The 17211-nt window shown below is 62.9% G+C and carries 19 protein-coding genes; 10 read left to right on the top strand and 9 right to left on the bottom strand.

Annotated elements, in window-relative coordinates:
- The first annotated feature begins 358 nt into the window (after positions 1–358).
- The gene (locus RVAN_RS11265; RefSeq protein ID WP_013419843.1) at positions 359–820 is read left to right on the top strand and encodes a GatB/YqeY domain-containing protein; all 462 of its coding nucleotides are present in this window, start codon (positions 359–361) and stop codon (positions 818–820) included.
- Positions 821–976: 156 nt separating this feature from the next.
- Here the strand turns inward: RVAN_RS11265 and RVAN_RS11270 are convergent, their stop codons facing one another.
- The 6 genes from RVAN_RS11270 to RVAN_RS11290 form a co-directional block, all read right to left on the bottom strand.
- Positions 977–1216: a hypothetical protein gene (locus RVAN_RS11270; RefSeq protein ID WP_013419844.1), complete on the bottom strand. Its 240-nt coding sequence runs from the start codon at positions 1214–1216 to the stop codon at positions 977–979.
- A gap of 208 nt (positions 1217–1424) precedes the next feature.
- Entirely contained in the window at positions 1425–2135 is a 711-nt protein-coding gene (locus tag RVAN_RS11275; protein ID WP_013419845.1) for a pirin family protein, read from the bottom strand.
- Positions 2136–2226: 91 nt separating this feature from the next.
- Positions 2227–2631, bottom strand: coding sequence for a fluoride efflux transporter CrcB (crcB, locus tag RVAN_RS11280; RefSeq protein WP_013419846.1), 405 nt, complete (start codon positions 2629–2631; stop codon positions 2227–2229).
- 135 nt (positions 2632–2766) lie between these two features.
- On the bottom strand, positions 2767–3426 hold the full coding sequence (gene msrA / locus RVAN_RS11285) for a peptide-methionine (S)-S-oxide reductase MsrA (protein WP_013419847.1): 660 nt from the start codon (positions 3424–3426) through the stop codon (positions 2767–2769).
- 104 nt (positions 3427–3530) lie between these two features.
- Positions 3531–3653 (bottom strand): hypothetical protein, encoded by a 123-nt coding sequence (locus RVAN_RS21025; protein ID WP_013419848.1) that lies wholly within the window; start codon positions 3651–3653, stop codon positions 3531–3533.
- Between the two features lie 83 nt (positions 3654–3736).
- Positions 3737–5191, bottom strand: a complete 1455-nt coding sequence (locus RVAN_RS11290; RefSeq protein ID WP_013419849.1) for a cryptochrome/photolyase family protein — start codon at positions 5189–5191, stop codon at positions 3737–3739.
- 153 nt (positions 5192–5344) lie between these two features.
- On the opposite strand from RVAN_RS11290, the gene RVAN_RS11295 reads away from it, so the two are divergent.
- Together RVAN_RS11295 and hisN are read left to right on the top strand one after the other, a co-directional pair.
- Positions 5345–6241 (top strand): N-formylglutamate amidohydrolase, encoded by an 897-nt coding sequence (locus tag RVAN_RS11295; protein WP_013419850.1) that lies wholly within the window; start codon positions 5345–5347, stop codon positions 6239–6241.
- 328 nt (positions 6242–6569) lie between these two features.
- A complete protein-coding gene (hisN, locus tag RVAN_RS11300; protein ID WP_013419851.1) occupies positions 6570–7355 on the top strand; it encodes a histidinol-phosphatase in 786 nt (261 codons plus the stop codon).
- Between the two features lie 177 nt (positions 7356–7532).
- On the opposite strand, the gene RVAN_RS11305 is transcribed toward hisN, so the two are convergent.
- Positions 7533–8237, bottom strand: coding sequence for a hypothetical protein (locus RVAN_RS11305; RefSeq protein ID WP_013419852.1), 705 nt, complete (start codon positions 8235–8237; stop codon positions 7533–7535).
- A 241-nt stretch (positions 8238–8478) separates the two neighbouring features.
- Here RVAN_RS11305 and RVAN_RS11310 point away from each other — a divergent pair, with 241 nt between their 5' ends.
- On the top strand, positions 8479–8958 hold the full coding sequence (locus RVAN_RS11310; protein WP_013419853.1) for a pyridoxamine 5'-phosphate oxidase family protein: 480 nt from the start codon (positions 8479–8481) through the stop codon (positions 8956–8958).
- Between the two features lie 5 nt (positions 8959–8963).
- Here the strand turns inward: RVAN_RS11310 and RVAN_RS11315 are convergent, their stop codons facing one another.
- The gene (locus RVAN_RS11315; protein ID WP_013419854.1) at positions 8964–9833 is read right to left on the bottom strand and encodes an FTR1 family iron permease; all 870 of its coding nucleotides are present in this window, start codon (positions 9831–9833) and stop codon (positions 8964–8966) included.
- A gap of 439 nt (positions 9834–10272) precedes the next feature.
- Between RVAN_RS11315 and RVAN_RS11320 the strand changes: the two genes are divergently transcribed.
- Entirely contained in the window at positions 10273–10533 is a 261-nt protein-coding gene (locus tag RVAN_RS11320) for a hypothetical protein (protein ID WP_041787517.1), read from the top strand.
- Positions 10534–10579: 46 nt separating this feature from the next.
- On the opposite strand, the gene RVAN_RS11325 is transcribed toward RVAN_RS11320, so the two are convergent.
- Positions 10580–11104, bottom strand: coding sequence for a Spy/CpxP family protein refolding chaperone (locus RVAN_RS11325; protein WP_013419855.1), 525 nt, complete (start codon positions 11102–11104; stop codon positions 10580–10582).
- 411 nt (positions 11105–11515) lie between these two features.
- Here RVAN_RS11325 and RVAN_RS11330 point away from each other — a divergent pair, with 411 nt between their 5' ends.
- From RVAN_RS11330 to ftsY, 5 genes are all read left to right on the top strand, one after another.
- Positions 11516–13075: a trypsin-like peptidase domain-containing protein gene (locus tag RVAN_RS11330; protein ID WP_041789032.1), complete on the top strand. Its 1560-nt coding sequence runs from the start codon at positions 11516–11518 to the stop codon at positions 13073–13075.
- A gap of 261 nt (positions 13076–13336) precedes the next feature.
- On the top strand, positions 13337–13747 hold the full coding sequence (locus tag RVAN_RS11335; protein ID WP_013419857.1) for a tellurite resistance TerB family protein: 411 nt from the start codon (positions 13337–13339) through the stop codon (positions 13745–13747).
- 88 nt (positions 13748–13835) lie between these two features.
- Entirely contained in the window at positions 13836–14711 is an 876-nt protein-coding gene (gene dapF / locus RVAN_RS11340; RefSeq protein WP_013419858.1) for a diaminopimelate epimerase, read from the top strand.
- Positions 14708–15961, top strand: coding sequence for a tRNA (N(6)-L-threonylcarbamoyladenosine(37)-C(2))-methylthiotransferase MtaB (mtaB, locus tag RVAN_RS11345; protein ID WP_013419859.1), 1254 nt, complete (start codon positions 14708–14710; stop codon positions 15959–15961). Before dapF ends, mtaB begins: the two co-directional genes overlap by 4 nt.
- The gene (ftsY, locus tag RVAN_RS11350; protein ID WP_013419860.1) at positions 15958–17187 is read left to right on the top strand and encodes a signal recognition particle-docking protein FtsY; all 1230 of its coding nucleotides are present in this window, start codon (positions 15958–15960) and stop codon (positions 17185–17187) included. Before mtaB ends, ftsY begins: the two co-directional genes overlap by 4 nt.
- The last annotated feature ends 24 nt before the right edge of the window (positions 17188–17211 follow it).

Here is a 17211-nt window from a genome sequence, read left to right on the forward strand (position 1 = left end):
CCTCGCCCTCAGTCTGCATCACTCGAAACGATTCTCTCGGGGAAGCCAACCGCATGCATTGCGCTTTCCACCGCCAGCGCAGGGAATTTTTCATTTGATTGACACCCGCTGAGGGCTCCAACATCAAATGAAAAATTAGAAACCGCACTAGAATCAATTGGTTGCTGGTGCTCTTTAGGCGCATACGTTTGCTGGAGAGTGTGCACTGTTGGCCGCGCCCAGATCATAGAGTTTCCGGCGTTCCTTCGACTCCGACATTTGCTCGTGAGCATGCCGGTCGCACTCGGAGCGCCAGCGTGCGTTGTCGAGCGCCCCTCGACGCGCTAAATCTTCTCCTCAACGGAAAGGAATTGCGGCCATGATTCGTCAGAAAATATCCGAGACTTTGAAAGACGCCATGCGGGCGAAAGACGAGGTGAAAACGACGACGCTGCGCATGGTGAACGCTGCGATCAAGCAGAAGGACATCGACGTGGCGCGCGGTCGCGGCGACGAGCACATCGGCGAGGACGAAGTGCTGAACCTGCTGCAAAGCCTGATCAAGTCTCGCCGCGAGTCGGTGGAGCTTTACAAGAAGGGCGAGCGGCCGGATCTGGTGGCGAAAGAAGAGGCCGAGATCGCGATCATTTCAGACTTTCTGCCGAAGCAGATGAGCGACGATGATCTCAAGGCCGTCGTGAAGGAACTGGTCGGCACGCTGGGTGCGACGAGCGTCAAGGACATGGGCAAGGTCATGGCCGCGCTGAAGGCGAATTACGCGGGCCAACTCGACATGACGAAGGCAAGCGCCGTCGTGAAAGAGGTGCTCGCCGGGAACTGACGGGGCGGGGAGCGAGCTTTTTCGCGCCCATCTCGCCCAAGGCGGACGCGTGGCCTCAAGGTGAGGCGGCGCGTTTCGATTTGCATAGCGCGGCGATCGCCGCGCCGAACTCAAGGATCACTGCGGACCCCGCACTTTGCGCGCAGGTATCAGAGCTTAGTGCAGGTTGGCGAGACCGACATGCGAGAAGCGATCCTGACGCGTTGTCAAAACCTTGGGCATGCGGGAAACCAGCTCGATCAGCAGCAGAAGCTCCTGCCTCACGTTGTGATCCTCGATCCGGCTGAACGCCGTAACCAACTGACGCGACTGCTCGACGGCGCCATTTTTCGTGTCGACCGTAGTGCCGACCCCATCGAGCAAGGAACGGAATAACTCGTCCATGTCCTGTTTCATCACTACCGACTCCAACTCAACCTTACGCGAAGGTGACGCCCAAACGATAATCAAAGGTGTACAAAACAATTGTTGCAACTTTAAGTCAAGGCGTGCCGTTGTTTTATCACAGTTTGTCAACGGCTCCGCGCCTTGGCTTAAGCGTGGCTTTCGCGAGGATGGCGGATGCAACCGTGCTTCCACTCAACCTCACGCCAGTTTTACTTTGTTAAACGGACACTCTCATGTCGAAGAGAAGCACCTCCGTCTTTTCCACAGCTTCGATGCGGATATCCTCTCTTGAAACGGTGCCCGCGCCGTCACCCGCTCCAAGGCTCTCGCCATTCGCCGTCACAGAGCCTCGAACGACCTGAATCCAAGTCGCGCGCCCCTGGGCAATCCGATGCTCGACAGCTTCGCCCGGCTCAAGAATTGTGGCGTAAAGGTCTACGTCGCGGTTGATCGCAATCGAGCCGTCGCGCCCGTCTCCCGACGCAACGAGCCGCAGCCGCCCCGCCTTCTCCGCTGCGGGAAACGTCTTCTGATCGTAGCCCGGCGCGGCGCCATCGCGCTCGGGCAACACCCAGATTTGCAGAAAATGTACCGGCTCCGCATCCGACGCGTTGAACTCGCTGTGTCGAACGCCCGTACCCGCCGACATATGCTGCACGTCGCCCGGCCGAATGACCGACCCATGGCCCATGCTGTCCTTGTGCTGAAGTCCCCCTTCGATCACGTAGGAGATAATCTCCATGTCGCGATGCGCGTGGCTAGGGAAGCCGCCGCCTGCCGCGACGCGATCCTCATTGATCACCCGGAGCGGCCCGAAGCCCATGCGCTTCGGATCGTAATACTCGCCGAATGAGAAGGTGTGGCGGCTGTCGAGCCAGTCGATCTGCGTGCGGCCCCTGTCTTCGGACCTGATCACAACCATGGCCATGCGATTGTCCTTCGCTCGCTGTTTGGCCGTCACATGCGCATCGGGCGTCCCGCCGCCAAGAGCGAAGGGAAATCACAAGCGCGCGAACCGATCAGGCCCGCGTGTCACCCGCAACCGCCGCCGCCATGGCATAGCCGAGCGCCACCGCCGCGAGGCACATCCCCACCGAGAGGCCGACATTCGCGAGCGCCGACCATGGCTTGCCGTCGCGCAGGAGATCGAAGGTTTGCAGGCTGAACGACGAAAAGGTGGTGTAGCCGCCGCAAATGCCAATCATCACGAAGGCGCGGGCGTCGCCATGGAGGCCGTAGCGGCTGCCCGACACCGACAGCGCCGCGAACAGCCCGATGATGAAAGAGCCGGTGATATTGATGAGGATCGTGCCCCACGGAAAATACGGTCCGGTGAGGCGCACCATGGCGTCGGACACGGCGGCGCGCGCCACGCTGCCGATGGCTCCACCGAGCGCGATGAAAAGATAGGTCATCAAGGACATGGTCTGCTCGTGTGGGATCGAGGGCTATGCGGGCGCGCCCCGAGACAAAAGAACGCCCGCTGACGCAGCGGGCGAACCAAGATTATAAGTCGGGGCGGGTTATAGGACCGTCACCACGCATTAACAAGCGCGGCGTCAGGCGGGCGAGGTTTCCCCGATGCCGACCGGGCACGAAACGCCGGTGCCGCCGAGGCCGCAATAGCCGCCGGGGTTTTTCGCCAGATATTGCTGATGATAGCCCTCCGCGAAGTAGAACTCGCCCGCGGGTGCGATTTCGGTCGTGATCGCGCCGTGGCCCTTCGCGGAAAGCGCCTGCTGATAAGCTTCCTTCGACGCGAGCGCCTCGCGCTCTTGCTCGTCATTCGTGGTGTAGATCGCCGAGCGGTATTGCGTGCCGACGTCATTGCCCTGCCGCATGCCCTGCGTGGGGTTGTGCGATTCCCAGAAGGCTTTCAGCAACTCGCCATAGCTGACCTTCTTCGGATCGAACACGACAAGCACCGCCTCGGTGTGGCCGGTACGACCCGAGCAGACTTCCTCATAGGTCGGGTTGGGCGTGAAGCCGCCCGCATAGCCCACGGCGGTTACGATTACGCCGGGAATTTGCCAGAAGCGGCGTTCCGCGCCCCAGAAGCAGCCCAGCCCGAAAATCGCGATTTCGCTCCCTTCGGGGTATGGCGGCTTCAGCGCGGCGCCGTTCACGATATTGGTGTCGGTGGTTGGAATTGGCGCGTCGCGGCCCGGAAGTGCGGTCGCGGCGTCCGGCATCTTGGTTTTCTTGCTGAACGAGAACATGGGCACCTCTCTTTCGCGCTCGATATGGGGATGCAGAGGCCGAAAGAAAAAGATTCGCGCCGGCGTTTCCGGCGCTGTTCACGCAGTCTTGCGCGCGGCAGGCGCTAGTTGACGCGAACGTCAGGAAGGGACGGCTTCTCGACGCTGATTGTATTCTGGTCGTAGATGTAGAATGCCGCGATTGCGACGAGCGCGACGACAAGCGCGCCGATGATGAAATTCCGCATTTTCAGTGCTCCTTCTAGCTGAACGTCAGTCAGCAAACGGAAGAGACGCGGGCTAGTTCCGTTCTTGCTTCCAGAGCGTTTCGCTATTTCTTCTTCACGGCTGCGAATGCGGTGAGCGCTCTTGCCCGCGCCGCCGCGTGATCGACAATGGGGTGCGGCCAGGTTTCGCCGAGCGTCACGCCAGCGTCGCGCAGGGCCGCCGCGCTGGCGGTCCATGGCTTGTGGATGAGCGATGCGGGAAGCTTGGCGAGTTCCGGTACGAACGCACGCACGTAATCGCCTCGCGGATCGAATTTCTCGCCCTGAAGCACGGGATTGAAAATGCGGAAATAGGGCGCGGCGTCCGCACCGGACCCCGCCACCCACTGCCAGCTTGCGGCGTTGTTCGCGAGATCGGCATCGACGAGCGTATCCCAGAACCAATCCGCGCCTGTCTGCCACGGCGACAGCAGATGCTTGATGAGGAACGAGGCGACGATCATGCGAACGCGATTGTGCATCCACCCTGTCTGCCAGAGCTGGCGCATGCCCGCGTCTACGATGGGGTAGCCGGTGCGTCCGCGCTGCCACGCTTCGAGCGCGTCTGCGTCGTCCCGCCAGGGGAAGGCCGTGAACTCGGGGCGGAACGGCGCCTCGGGCAAATGCGGAAAATGAAACAGCAGGTGATAGGAGAACTCCCGCCAGCCGACCTCGCGCAGATACGCATCGGCCGCCGCGTGATCGCCCGCCGCTTCCGCTGCCGCCTGCACGGCGTGCCAGATCTGGCGCGGGCCGATTTCGCCGAACGCCAGATGTGGCGAGAGCCGCGACGTGCCGTCGATGCCGGGTTCGTCGCGCCGCGTGCGATAGCTGGGAAGCGCAGCCTCTATAAATGCGGTGAGGCGTTCTCGCGCCGCCGTCTCGCCCGGCCGCCACGCGGCGCGGATACCGCCTGCCCAATCGGGTCTTGTCGGTTCGAGGGCCAAGCTTGCCAGCGCGTCGGAGCGCGGCCAGCTATCCGGCGCGGCGAGTTTTTGCGGCGCGGGCAACGGCGTGGCGGGCGCGCCGCGCTGCGATAGTGCCCGGAAAAATGGTGTAAAAACGCGGAACGGCTCGCCCGCGAGGTTCGCGATGCTTTCCGGCTCAACGAGGATCTGCCCACCGAACCGCCGCAGCGAAACGCCGCGCGCTTCGAGCGATGGTTTCAGCCGCCCTTCGAGCGCGCGCTGATAAGGCTCATAGCCGCGCGTGAAGAGCACCGAGCGAGCGCCGGTTTCCTCGATCAACTCGCCCAAAACGCGCTTGGTCTCGCCGTGTCGAAGCACCAGCCGCGAGCCGCGCGCCTCAAGGTCTGCCCCCAGCGACCGCAGCGATTGATAAAGCCACCAGCGGCTTGCACCGCCCATGCGCCAACGCCCCGGCGTCTCGTCGTCGAGGATGTAGACCGGGAGGACCGGCGCGCCCGTCTCGGCGGCGGCTGACAAAGCGGGGTGATCGGCGAGCCGCAGGTCGCGGCGGAAGAGGACGAGCGCCGGAGCGGCACGCGATGAAAGGGGCATTATCGGCGTTTCTCCATTACCTCGCGACATCAAAGGCGCGATTCGCTCGGAAGTTGCACCGCGAACGCCAGATCGCAATTGCGTTCCGGCGGCGTTTTTGCGACAGTTAAGCGAAGCAATCCGATCCGGCCCTGGCACGCGCAAACGGTATTAATGCCGCAAGACGAAGCCCTGTGTATCGCGGCGGAACTCGATCCGCCTTTCACGATCCTCGGTGCGCAAAGCCAGCGCGTTCCGATCGTCTTCAATTCGCCTCACAGCGGACGGGTTTATCCATCCGTCTTCCTCGCCGCATCAAGGCTTTCCGCGCAGGCGCTCCGCAAGTCCGAGGATGCGTATGTCGAACAGCTGCTGCATGCTGCGCCAGAGCATGGCGCCGTGCTGATGCAGGCGCACTTTCCGCGCGCCTATGTGGATATCAACCGCGAGCCTTACGAACTCGATCCGCTGCTTTTCAACGGACGGTTACCCGATTTCGTCAACAGCCAGTCGCTGCGCGCCATCGGCGGGCTCGGAACTATCGCGCGCATCGTCAACGAGAAGGAGGAGATTTATCCGGGGCCGCTCGCGCTCGATACGGCATTCGTGCGGATCGAGAAGCTCTACAAGCCCTATCACGCGGCGCTTGGCGACCTGTTGCAAGCGTCTCGGGCGCGCTTCGGCGGGGCCTTTCTTTTCGATTGCCATTCGATGCCGTCGCAGCAGGTCGAGCGCGGCGGATGGCCGGATTTTGTGCTGGGGGATCGCTTCGGCGCGTCCTGTGCACCTGAAATCACGCGGCTCGTCATGGCTCTGCTGAAGGGTCTCGGCTATCGCGTCGGCCTCAACAAGCCTTACGCGGGCGGCTACATCACCGAGCATTTCGGCAAGCCGCGACACGGCATCCACGCGCTGCAGATCGAGGTCGACCGCAGCATCTACATGAACGAGGAAACCTTCGAAAAGACGCCCGCGTTCATGAGCCTCCAGCGCGACATGTCGCACGTCGTGTCCACGCTGGTGCAGGAGTTGCCGCGCTGGAGCGGAGGCTATAAGGTCGCCGCCGAGTGATGTGATCGCGGAGGGCAGGCGGAGCCTTGGACTTAGGTGCCCTCGCGCGAACCGGCCTTGGACGAGGGCAAAAAAAGAGGCCATCCAAAAGATTGAACGGCCCCAAGTCTAGGGAGGAAACGCCCAAGGAGGGCAGCGACACGCGTAATGAACGCATATCGCACCGCAGTAATATCGCATTGCAACGCACAAAATACAAGAGCCAGTTGTGATGTGCACGGCCGAGGCCGTTTCGGCAACAATCTGTTCGCCAATTCTGGCTGTACGAAACATCTGCCAACTTGCATACAATTCCACGCAGTATGTCGACAAACGGGGAGGGTCTGACGTGCCGATAGCCTTTGAATTGCTGCTCGAAACAGCTCACAAGCTCGCCAACGCGGCAAGTAGCGTCACTTTGTCTCACTTTCGCACTGGAACAAACGCGGATCACAAGGGTGGCTCGTCATTCGATCCCGTGACCGTAGCCGACCGGGGTGCGGAAGAGGCGATGCGCGCGATTATCCGGCGCGATTTCCCGGACCATGGCATCGCCGGCGAAGAGTTCGCCCCGGTGAACGAGGGCGCGGACTATGTCTGGAGCCTCGATCCCATCGACGGCACGCGCTCCTATATCATCGGCCTCCCCATCTGGGGCACGTTGATCGGCGTCCTCTATCAAGGCAAGCCCGTCCTCGGCATCATGGACCAGCCTTTCATCGGCGAGCGTTTCTGGAGCGACGAGCAGGCCGCATGGTACCGCGGACCGAACGGCCTCAGGCGTTGCAGGACGAGGACATGCCCCGGCCTTGGCGACGCTTTGCTGACGGCCACCACGCCGGATATGTTCGAGGGCGAGGATGCTACGCAGTTCGATCGGCTCGCCAGTTCCGTGCGCATGCGCCGCTTCGGCGGAGACTGTTACGCCTATGGCATGCTTGCACTCGGCCAAATCGACATCGTGGCGGAGGCGTGCCTGAAGCCGTTCGACATCGTCGCGCTGATCCCTATCGTTGAAAAGGCGGGTGGCGCGGTGAGCACGTGGGACGGCGGCGAGCCGCAGGCGGCGGGCCGCTGTATCGCTGTTGGCGATCCCGCGTTGCTGGATGTCGCGCTCGACCGGCTGCGAGGCTGACGCGAGGGGCGCTGCGACGGAGCCAGAAGGCCCCAAAGGTCGAGGTCGCCTCGGCCGCGCAAAACACGGCGGCTCGGTTAATATAAGCTCCGCCGCCGCCTTCGAGAGCGCTGCCCTAAACTCGTGGGGGCGGCTCTCGCCACAATCTTGAAGCGTCTGACTGCGCCTCGCCCGACGCTATCCGCCCTTCGTGTGCTTCTGGAAGATGACCCAGAGTTTCTCATCGGAACCGTAAAGCCGGATCGTCTCTTCGGACGAATTGCCCCAGTAGTCCGTGCCACTCTCCGACCTGTCCGGCCTTCCGAAAAGGGCCACGAAGGCTGGCTTCAGGCTTTGGGCCGTCGCATAGGGGTTGTCTTTCGGCGAAAGGATCGCGGTGATTTTCGAGGCGGTCATGTGGTCTTCGGGGTTCACGTCCTCAGGCTCGAACTCGACACTGAGTGTGAAGCTGCCGTTGCTTATGTAGAGGCGCTGCTGGCATTGCTTTCGCCCGTTGCGGCAGGTTTCTTTGAGCGTCGCGGGCTCGGTGAAGAAACCCGACCCGTCGACTGTGCGCTTCACGAACGAAAAGCTGTCGCCGAGTTGGATGCCGAACACGCTGCATGCGGAAATGTCGGAGATTTTCTTTTCCCTGACGGCGCATGGCTTCGCGCCCGAGAACAAGAGGCGGCGGAAGTTCTCCTTGACGGCGTCGCGATCAAGAGCGGCGCCGTCGGACGTGGCCACATAGGACCGCACCGACGCGGGCACCAGGCTCTTCTTGTCGTTCAACGAACTCCACGCGAGCCACACCGAAAAGCCGACAAGCCCCAGGACACCAAGCGAGTAAAGCGTGGAAAGGAGCACCCGCTCCCAGATATTATGAAACGCCTTGTCATCCATCTATTTGACCACTCACACGAAAAACGCGACACGTGTTTTATGAAACTTTTATCTTTCGCCAAGCATGCCGCATAGGCCGCAGACGCATTGATGCACAGCTTAAGGCCGTGGATTCGTGAATCGCGCCGAGTCGGAACGGCGGACGGGCCCACCTTGTTGAATTCCCAAAAGGCGCGAGCAAAAGGCGGAACGCGAAACGGCGTTTCCATCTCGCGCTCCGACGAAGCGGAAGGAGATAAGGGTGGATACGCATCAGCAAGGGTTCGCGAAGCTCGTCACAATGATAGACGCCATCGAGGTCGGCATGCTGACGACGGCCGACGAAAGCGGTCACATGCGGTCGCGGCCCATGGCGACGCAGCGCGCGGAAGATGGCTGTCTGTGGTTTTTCACGAGCCGGGATTCACCGAAAGTCGAGGAGATCCGGAAGGATTGCCAGGTAAATGTCAGCTATAGCGACCCCGCGAACCAGATCTTCGTGTCGGTTTCGGGCCTCGCGCGCACCCTCCGGGACGAGGCCAAAATTCGCAAGCTCTGGACGGGGCAGGCCCAGCGCTGGTTCCCGGAAGGCCCGGAAGATCCACGCATCGCGCTGCTCTCGGTTGAAATCACAGCGGCGGAATATTGGGACGTGGACGCGTGCAAGATGCGCGAGTTGATGAAGTCGAACGCCTCGCCCAGCGAACTGGAGGCCGCGACGGAGCACAAGGCAATGTCGTAAAGGCGTTAGCCTCGCACACCATGGCGCTCGGCGGATGAGATATTCGGTCGATGCGCGCCTCGGCGCTTTGCGTGCTGGATATGGCTGAGCCGCATCAGCCCGAAGATCCCGAACAGCGTCGCGAGATACGCCGCGACCTGAAGCCATGACGGACGGTCGTCATAGCCGACGAGCGTCTGCATCATCACACCGAACAGCGTGTTCGTTGAAAGGAAGCCCGACGTATTCCACGCCGTGTCCGCCCAAACTGACACGATGTCCGCGTCCTGGAGAATTCTGACGCATTGCGACGCCATGCCGGCCGCGAGCAGCGCAATCAGCACGCTCGTCACGGAGAAAAGATAGCGCGGCGGGATGCGGACAAGACCGGCGTAGGTCAAGGCGGTGAGCGCGATGCCGCCGCCAAGCCCGAGCATGCCGCCAGCGAGCATCATCGAGCCGCTTTCGCGCGACGCGATGGCGTTGCCGTAGAGAAACAGGACGACTTCCGCGCCTTCGCGCAGCACCGCGACGGCGACCACGATGGCAAGCGCCGTCAGCGACTTGGCACCCTCCGCGACGGCGGCACCGGCAGCCGAAAGCTCGGCCGCCATCTGCTTGCCATGGCTCGCCATCCAGACGTTATGCCAGGTCAGCATCACCACCGCGAGAGCGAGCACGCCCGCGTTGAAAACTTTCTGCCCTTCGCCGTCGAGCGCCTCCGACAGGCTGCCCGCGAAGATGGCAAGGAGCGCCGCGCCGATAAGCCCCGCACTGATGCCGCCAGCCACGAACCAGCCGCGCGAAGGCACGCCCTTCGTCGCCGCGAGCACGATCCCGACGATAAGCCCGGCTTCGATGACTTCCCTGAAAACGATTATGGCGGCGGCCAGCATGCGATGCTCCTGAGCCGGACGCGCATGAACCCGCGCATCGCCCTGATATACCAGACGCGTGCCGCAGATCTCAAGCGCACCGGCGCGAAATAAAGAAGGCGCGTATCGTCTTCGTGTAATGCGCGGCAGACACGCGTGCAATATTTATCTTCTCGAATTAGATTTGTTCTAAGTTATCGCGGCGCACCCGAGGAATGCTTTGCGACCCCTCGCAGCGTTCGAAAATCGACTTGGCTTCGCAAGTGAAGGACGGGCGCGCGGCACGTTCATCTTGAGGCCGCAGCGCCGTGGCGGTTCGCCGCTCGCGGTTTTCGGGGTGGTACGCGCTGAAAGGCTTCCTAAATTAGTGCGACCGCTTTCTCGTCCCGGTGATATAAGTGTCTGGCGGGAGCGATCCGGACAAGCGCGCCGTTATCCCTTCTCGGGAGGATCAAGGTCTATGTTCATCGAACTTCACGACACCAGTGGCAACCTCACGCTGATCTGCGTGGAGGATATCCAGCGCGTGCGCAAGGGCGCTCACGGCGGCTCCGACATCTTTATGAACGAGTTGGACGGCTGGGTGCAAGTGGGCGAGAGCGTCGCTGCGGTTCGCGACCTTATCATCAAGGCCGGCGATATTGTTACGGCGGCGGCGAAAGTGGACAGCGGCAAGCCGATCCGGCTTCAGCCGCTTGATAACCCGCGCGAAAAGGATTGAAGGTCGAGAGGGCGACGCGTCGCCCTCTGTCAATGACCGGTGGCCGTTAGCCGCGACCACCGCCGCGGCGTTTCGCAACGCGGCCAAGCCCCTCGTCTCCCGCCTTCAGCATCGCGACGAGCCTGCGCTTCTGCGCTTCGTTCAACGACTGGTAAAGCGGCTCGGCGGCGTCCGCGAGCTTCTTCAGCGACCCGCCGCGCTCCTCAAGCTGCTCCGCGCGCTCCTTGATGGCCTGAATGGCATCTTCGGGCTTCTGCCGATCGCGCTTGGCAAGCCGCTGATCCATGCGCTTCTGCATGATATCGCGCAAAGCCTGCTCAACGGGGGGCCAGTTCTTTTCCTGATCCTGCGTGAGCTTGAGCCCGGCTTTCAGGCCCGCGATGCGCGCATCCGCGAAAGCTTTCATATCGTCCCGGCCGAACCGGAACCTCTTCTGCTCGGTCTGGCGCGGTTGCGGCTGCGCCTGCGGGCTTTGCGCGCCGTTGTCGTCAGCATCTGCCCGCTGCGCATAGACGGACGACGGTCCGAGAAGCGCGAGCGCCATCACGCCCGCGACGATAGACTTGTTCATGGGACTTCCTCCACTATCGAAACTCTCATTTGATAAGGTAACGGTGGAGACACCCGTCAAGTTCGATCCTGATCGGAGCAATAACAGGGCATTAATGCGCCTGTATCTCCGCAACATGGCGATGCTCGCCTTCAGGAAACGATGTTTGCAACCAATAAAATTCCCATCAAATTAACTCGCTGCCGCATTTTCGACAATGCGATTGAGGATCACTCAAGAGCGGCGTGGGACGTTATCACATCGTTTACAAAACAAATAAACCATTTGACGAAAACTTTATAAGTTTACCATAGAGCAACATTGGTATTCCTTAAACAAATTCTCTACCTTAGCTTTCATCTTGAACTAGGCGGCAGCGGAGCGTTCGCTGACCGCGTTAATTCTTCAAGACACGGAAAGTTCATGCCGAATATGCCTGCCAAAGACCAAGCTCCGATCAAGAAGATATCGCGTCGCTCGCCCCTGTCGCTGGTCAGTCGCAATCTTGTCGGCGCCTCCGCGGTTGCCTTCTGCGTGATCGCGGGTGCCGGAGCCTACCAGTTGCAAGCCGCGCCGGATGTTGCTCCGCAAAGCGAGACGACGAGCCATCTGCCGAGCTTTACGGCGCTCGCGGAACGCGTTTCGCCGTCCGTCGTATCGGTGCGCGTGAAGGCCGACCCGCGCCTTATCGCCTCGCAGGACGGTGGGGCCGATGAGCGCTCTCCCGATGGCAACAAGGACAATCCTTTCAGCGGCACGCCGCTCGAACGCTTCTTCGCGGGGCCGAAGGGTCTCATACCGCCCGACCCGAAGGGCAAGGACAAGAAGGGTGGAACGCCCGGCGCGCCCGTGCTCGGACAGGGCTCCGGCTTTTTCATCTCGCAGGACGGCTACATCGTCACGAACAACCACGTCGTCGAAGGCGCGATGAAGGTTGAGGTGCTGACGACCGAAGGCCGCGTGTTGCCCGCCAAGATTATCGGCACCGATGCAGGCACCGACCTCGCGCTTCTGAAGGTGGAAGGGCGCAATTTCCCGGCGATCAAGTTCAGCAAGGGCGACGTCAAGGTCGGCGAATGGGTGATCGCGCTCGGCAACCCGTTCGGCCTCGAAGGCACGGTGACGGCGGGCATCGTATCGGCGCGCGGCCGCGACATCGGCATGGGCGCGTATGACAACTTCATCCAGATCGACGCTTCGGTGAACCAGGGTAATTCCGGCGGCCCGACCTTCAATCAGTCGGGCGAGGTGATCGGCGTGAACACGGCCATCTTCTCGCCGTCCGGCGGTTCGGTCGGCATCGCGTTCGCCGTGCCCGCCAAGACGGTTGAAACCATCGTCGCGCAATTGAAGGAAAAAGGCCGGGTGACGCGCGGCTGGCTCGGCGTCGAGGTGCAGCCCGTGACGCCGGAACTCGCCGACAGCCTCGGCCTCCGCGACCCGCAAGGCGCGCTCGTGACCTCGCTTATGCAGGGCAGCCCGGCCGACAAGGGCGGCCTGCTGCGCGGCGATGTCGTGCTCAAGATCAACGAAGGCGATGTGAAGGACAGCCGCGACCTCGCGCGCCGGATCGCTTCCATTCCGCCGCAGACCGCCGTCCGCCTCGCGATCTTCCGCAACGGCAGGCGCGAAGCCCTTGCCGTCAAGCTGACGGAACTGAAGGATGAATCGAAGCTGCCGGGCGGTCGGAGTGGCCCCGCGCTGCAATCGGAAATCGGCGGCCTCGGCATCTCCGTCGCGCCCATGGTGAACGGCACCGGCGGCGCGCCCGGCCTCGCCATCGTGGAAATCCGCCCGGACGGCAAAGCCGCCGATGTCGGCCTCGTGCAGGGCGACGTGATCCTCGCGGCGAACGGCTCGGATCTGTTCACGCCCGACGCGCTGGAGGCGGCGCTTCGCAACGCCCGCGCCATCGGCAAATACCACGCGCTGACACTCGTTCAGCGCGGTGCGACGCAGGTCTTCGTCGCGCTGCCGACCGGCGCTCGCTGACAGCAAAAAGTTTGAGGGGCGGGTCGGGGGCGGTTTCGCCCCCGATTTGCATTTGCGGCGGCGCGCACATCCGCTGTTGGAGATGCGGCTCGAGTCCCGTACGATCACGGCTTGCGCCGCCTCGCGCGGCAACCTAGATCTGAGCGGTTAAAGCATTTCCAGGACGTGGAAGCCGGTTTTCCATCGGGAATTGCGATACAGGAACAAGATAGAGTGCTTCGTTGAACGGACGGAAGCGCTCTTACGAACGGACCCCGCGCCATGCCGAAGATCACGCCCACTGAAGCTCTCATCTATGTCATGATCACGATGTCCGCTGCGGATCGGCAGATCTCGGACCGGGAACTCGACCGCATCGCGCAAATCGTGAAGCACCTGCCCGTGTTTCTCGGCTTCGATGAGAACAGCCTCGCGAAAACGGCCGAACGCTGCGGCGACATGCTGAGCGAAGACGAGGGGCTGGAGCATCTGCTCGAACTCGTGTCGGCGTCCCTGCCCAAGAAGCTCCACGAGACGGCCTATGCCTTGGCGGTGGAGGTCGCGGCGGCTGACCTCAAGGTGCCCGACGAGGAAATCCGTCTCCTCGAAATCATCCGCGACGCGCTGCACCTCGACAAGCTCGTGTGCGTGGCCATCGAGCGCGCCGCCCGCGCGCGACATCAGACGCTCTGAGTCAAGCCAAGTCCACAACCTGCTTTGCAAAGCGCCTGCGCGCCGTCTATATAACGCGTACCGATTTCCCTGAAAGGCGCGCGTGCGGATGGCTTTCTCGCACATATCATTCAAGAAGATGAACGGCCTCGGCAACGACTTTGCCGTGCTTGACGCGCGAGCGAACGATTTCCAGCTGACGGCCGACGAGGCCAGCGCCATCGCCAACCGCGAGACGGGCGTCGGCTGCGATCAGGTGATCGTGCTGGAGCCGTCGAGCCGCGCGGATGTGTTCATGCGCATCCTGAACGCGGACGGCTCCGAGGTCGGCGCCTGCGGCAATGCGAGCCGCTGCGTCGGCGCGCTGGTGGCCGCTGAACTCGGGCGCGAGCGCGTCACCATCGAGACGGCGGCGGGCGTGCTCGACGCGCGCATCTCGGGCGACGGCCTCGTGACGGTGGACATGGGCGTGCCGCGCTTCGGCTGGCGCGACATTCCGCTCGCGAAGGAAGAGCCGGACACCCGCGCCATCTCGCTCGCGATCACGCTTCCCGATGGCCGCGTGCTGGAAGGGCCGAGCGTCGCCAATGTGGGCAACCCGCACGCCATTTTCTGGGTCGCCGACGTCGACGCCTACGACCTTGCCACGTTCGGGGGTGCGCTGGAATACGATCCGATCTTTCCCGAGCGCGCCAACATTTCGCTCGCCGAAGTGATCGACGACCAGACCGTAAAACTGCGCGTCTGGGAGCGCGGGGCGGGCATCACTCAAGCCTGCGGCACCGCCGCCTGCGCCACCGCCGTCTCCGCCGCGCGAACGGGTCGCACGGGCCGTTCCGTCGAAATCCGCCTGCCCGGCGGCGTAATCGGCATCGAGTGGCGCGCGGACGACGACCACATCCTCATGACCGGCCCCGTCGCGCACGAGTTTGAAGGCACGCTGACGCTGTCCGGCGGCTCTCTAACGGTGGCGCGCGAATCATGACCGTCGATGTCATCACATTCGGTTGCCGCCTCAACACTTACGAAAGCGAAGTGGCGAAGAAGCACGCGCAGGACGCAGGCGTGACCGACGCCGTGATCGTCAACACCTGCGCGGTGACGGGCGAAGCCGTGCGGCAGGCGCGGCAGGCGATCCGCAAGCTTCGCCGCGAGCGGCCAGGTGCGAAGATCATCGTCACGGGTTGCGCCGCGCAGATCGAGCCGGAAACCTTCGCCGACATGGACGAAGCCGACCACGTTATCGGCAATGGCGAGAAGACGAGTGCCGCGACGTTCCTGAGCCTCGCGGCGGGCGACCTCGCTCGCGTGCGGGTGAACGACATCGCGAGCGTCCGCGAGACCGCGCCTCATATGATTTCTGGGTTCGGCAGCCGCGCGCGCGCCTATGTCGAGGTGCAGAACGGCTGCGACCACCGCTGCACCTTCTGCGTGATCCCGTTCGGGCGCGGACCGTCGCGCTCGGTGCCTGCGGGCGAAGTCGTCCACCAGATCCGCGCGCTCGTCGAGGACGGTTACCGCGAAGTTGTGCTGACGGGCGTCGACCTCACCTCCTATGGCGCGGATCTGCCCGGCGAAATGAAGCTCGGCCGCCTCGTGCGCACCGTGCTGCGCCTCGTGCCGGAATTGCCACGCCTGCGCATCTCCTCCATCGACACTATGGAAGCGGACGACGCGCTCATCGACGCCTTCGCCGAGGAAGAACGGCTCATGCCGCACCTTCACCTCTCGCTGCAATCGGGCGACAACCTCATCCTGAAGCGCATGAAGCGCCGCCACGCCCGCGAGGATGTCATCCGCTTCTGCCGCGAGATGCGCGAGATCCGCCCGGACATGGTTTTCGGCGCGGACCTCATCGCCGGCTTCCCGACCGAGGACGAAGCCATGTTCGAGAACACGATACGGCTCGCCGACGAATGCGGCCTGTCCTTCATGCACGTGTTCCCCTATTCGCCGCGCCCGAAGACGGCCGCCGCGCGCATGCCGCAGCTCGACCGCGCGCTCGTGAAGGAACGCGCCGCGCGGCTTCGCGGGAAAGCCGATACGCGGCTCGGCACGCATCTAGCGGATGAAACCGGCAAGGTGTTCGAGGTGCTGATGGAGCGCGAGCGCGTCGGCCGGACGCCCGGCTTTACGGAAATTGAAATTGCGGGCGGCGCGGAACGCGGCGGCATCGTGCGCGCACGCGCAACCGGCCACGACAAGCGCCACCTTATCGGGGAGTGCCTGGCATGAGCGAAGATAAGCGCGGCCTGTTCGGATCGGTCCGCATGTTCGGCATCGGCAAGAAGGAACAGCCCAAGCCCGAGGCTCCGAAGCCCGAGGCGGTCGAGGTTGAGACGCCATTGGCGGAGCCCGTTCGACAAGCGGAATATGATTCCGTTGCTTTGGCCGAAGCGCCGGTCGCCGCCGAAAGCTGGAAAGATTTCGAAATCGTGGACGAGCCGCGAGGCGAAGCGGTTGTCGAGGAATTCCAGGCTCCTTCCGAGCCGTCGGCCGCGCCGGTTCAGCCCTCGCCAGCCGCCGCACCCGAAGAAAAGCCGCGCGTCGGCTGGCTCCAGCGCCTCAAGCAGGGGCTGACGAAGACCTCGTCGAAGCTCACCGAAGGCATCACCGGCGTCTTCACCAAGCGCAAGCTTGATGACGACACGCTTGAGGAACTGGAAGACCTGCTGATCCAGTCGGACCTCGGCCTCGCCGTCTCGGCCCGCGTGATCGCCGCGCTCAAGAAGGCGCGCTACAACAGCGACATCTCGCCGGAAGAAGTGCGCGCGATCCTCGCCGCCGAGGTGGAGAAGGTGCTCGGCCCCGTCGCGCAGCCGCTCGAAATCGACACATCGAAGAAGCCCTACGTCGTTCTCATGGTCGGCGTGAACGGCACCGGCAAGACGACGACAATCGGCAAATATGCGAAGCAGTTTACCGAGCAGGGGCTGAAGGTCATGCTCGCGGCGGGCGACACGTTCCGCGCGGCGGCCATCGAGCAATTGAAGGTTTGGGGCGAGCGCACGGGTGCGCCTGTCGTGTCGGGCGCGCAGGGCGCTGACGCCGCGGGGCTTGCCTTCGACGCGCTCACCCGGGCGAAGAAAGAGGGCGCCGACCTTCTCATCATCGACACGGCGGGGCGCCTCCAGAACAAGACCGGGCTCATGGCCGAGCTTGAAAAAATCATTCGCGTGATCCGCAAGGTGGACCCGGAAGCCCCGCATTCGGTTCTTCTGACGCTCGACGCGACCACGGGGCAGAATGCACTTTCGCAGGTCGAGATTTTCGGCAAGACCGCTGGCGTCACGGGCCTTATCATGACGAAGCTCGACGGCACGGCGCGCGGCGGTATCCTCGTCGCCATCGCGGCCAAGCACGGTCTGCCGGTGCATGCCATCGGCGTCGGCGAGAGCGCAAGCGATTTGCAAGCTTTCTCTGCGCAGGATTTTGCACGCGCCATCGCGGGCGTCAGTTGAGGTCGGAGGGTTCAGGAGTGGCAG

This window comes from Rhodomicrobium vannielii ATCC 17100 (assembly GCF_000166055.1).
GTDB classification, from domain to species: domain Bacteria; phylum Pseudomonadota; class Alphaproteobacteria; order Rhizobiales; family Rhodomicrobiaceae; genus Rhodomicrobium; species Rhodomicrobium vannielii.

Bases quoted from the DNA above. Each gene is read 5' to 3' on its own strand.
- RVAN_RS11325 (WP_013419855.1), bottom strand. From the start codon at position 11,104: ATGAACAAGTCTATCGTCGCGGGCGTGATGGCGCTCGCGCTTCTCGGA.
- crcB (WP_013419846.1), bottom strand. From the start codon at position 2,631: ATGTCCTTGATGACCTATCTTTTCATCGCGCTCGGTGGAGCCATCGGC.
- RVAN_RS11320 (WP_041787517.1), top strand. From the start codon at position 10,273: ATGTTCATCGAACTTCACGACACCAGTGGCAACCTCACGCTGATCTGC.
- msrA (WP_013419847.1), bottom strand. From the start codon at position 3,426: ATGTTCTCGTTCAGCAAGAAAACCAAGATGCCGGACGCCGCGACCGCA.
- RVAN_RS11330 (WP_041789032.1), top strand. From the start codon at position 11,516: ATGCCTGCCAAAGACCAAGCTCCGATCAAGAAGATATCGCGTCGCTCG.
- RVAN_RS11295 (WP_013419850.1), top strand. From the start codon at position 5,345: ATGCCGCAAGACGAAGCCCTGTGTATCGCGGCGGAACTCGATCCGCCT.
- RVAN_RS11305 (WP_013419852.1), bottom strand. From the start codon at position 8,237: ATGGATGACAAGGCGTTTCATAATATCTGGGAGCGGGTGCTCCTTTCC.
- RVAN_RS21025 (WP_013419848.1), bottom strand. From the start codon at position 3,653: ATGCGGAATTTCATCATCGGCGCGCTTGTCGTCGCGCTCGTCGCAATC.
- dapF (WP_013419858.1), top strand. From the start codon at position 13,836: ATGGCTTTCTCGCACATATCATTCAAGAAGATGAACGGCCTCGGCAAC.
- RVAN_RS11290 (WP_013419849.1), bottom strand. From the start codon at position 5,191: ATGCCCCTTTCATCGCGTGCCGCTCCGGCGCTCGTCCTCTTCCGCCGC.
- RVAN_RS11315 (WP_013419854.1), bottom strand. From the start codon at position 9,833: ATGCTGGCCGCCGCCATAATCGTTTTCAGGGAAGTCATCGAAGCCGGG.
- RVAN_RS11275 (WP_013419845.1), bottom strand. From the start codon at position 2,135: ATGGCCATGGTTGTGATCAGGTCCGAAGACAGGGGCCGCACGCAGATC.
- ftsY (WP_013419860.1), top strand. From the start codon at position 15,958: ATGAGCGAAGATAAGCGCGGCCTGTTCGGATCGGTCCGCATGTTCGGC.
- mtaB (WP_013419859.1), top strand. From the start codon at position 14,708: ATGACCGTCGATGTCATCACATTCGGTTGCCGCCTCAACACTTACGAA.
- RVAN_RS11335 (WP_013419857.1), top strand. From the start codon at position 13,337: ATGCCGAAGATCACGCCCACTGAAGCTCTCATCTATGTCATGATCACG.
- RVAN_RS11265 (WP_013419843.1), top strand. From the start codon at position 359: ATGATTCGTCAGAAAATATCCGAGACTTTGAAAGACGCCATGCGGGCG.
- RVAN_RS11270 (WP_013419844.1), bottom strand. From the start codon at position 1,216: ATGAAACAGGACATGGACGAGTTATTCCGTTCCTTGCTCGATGGGGTC.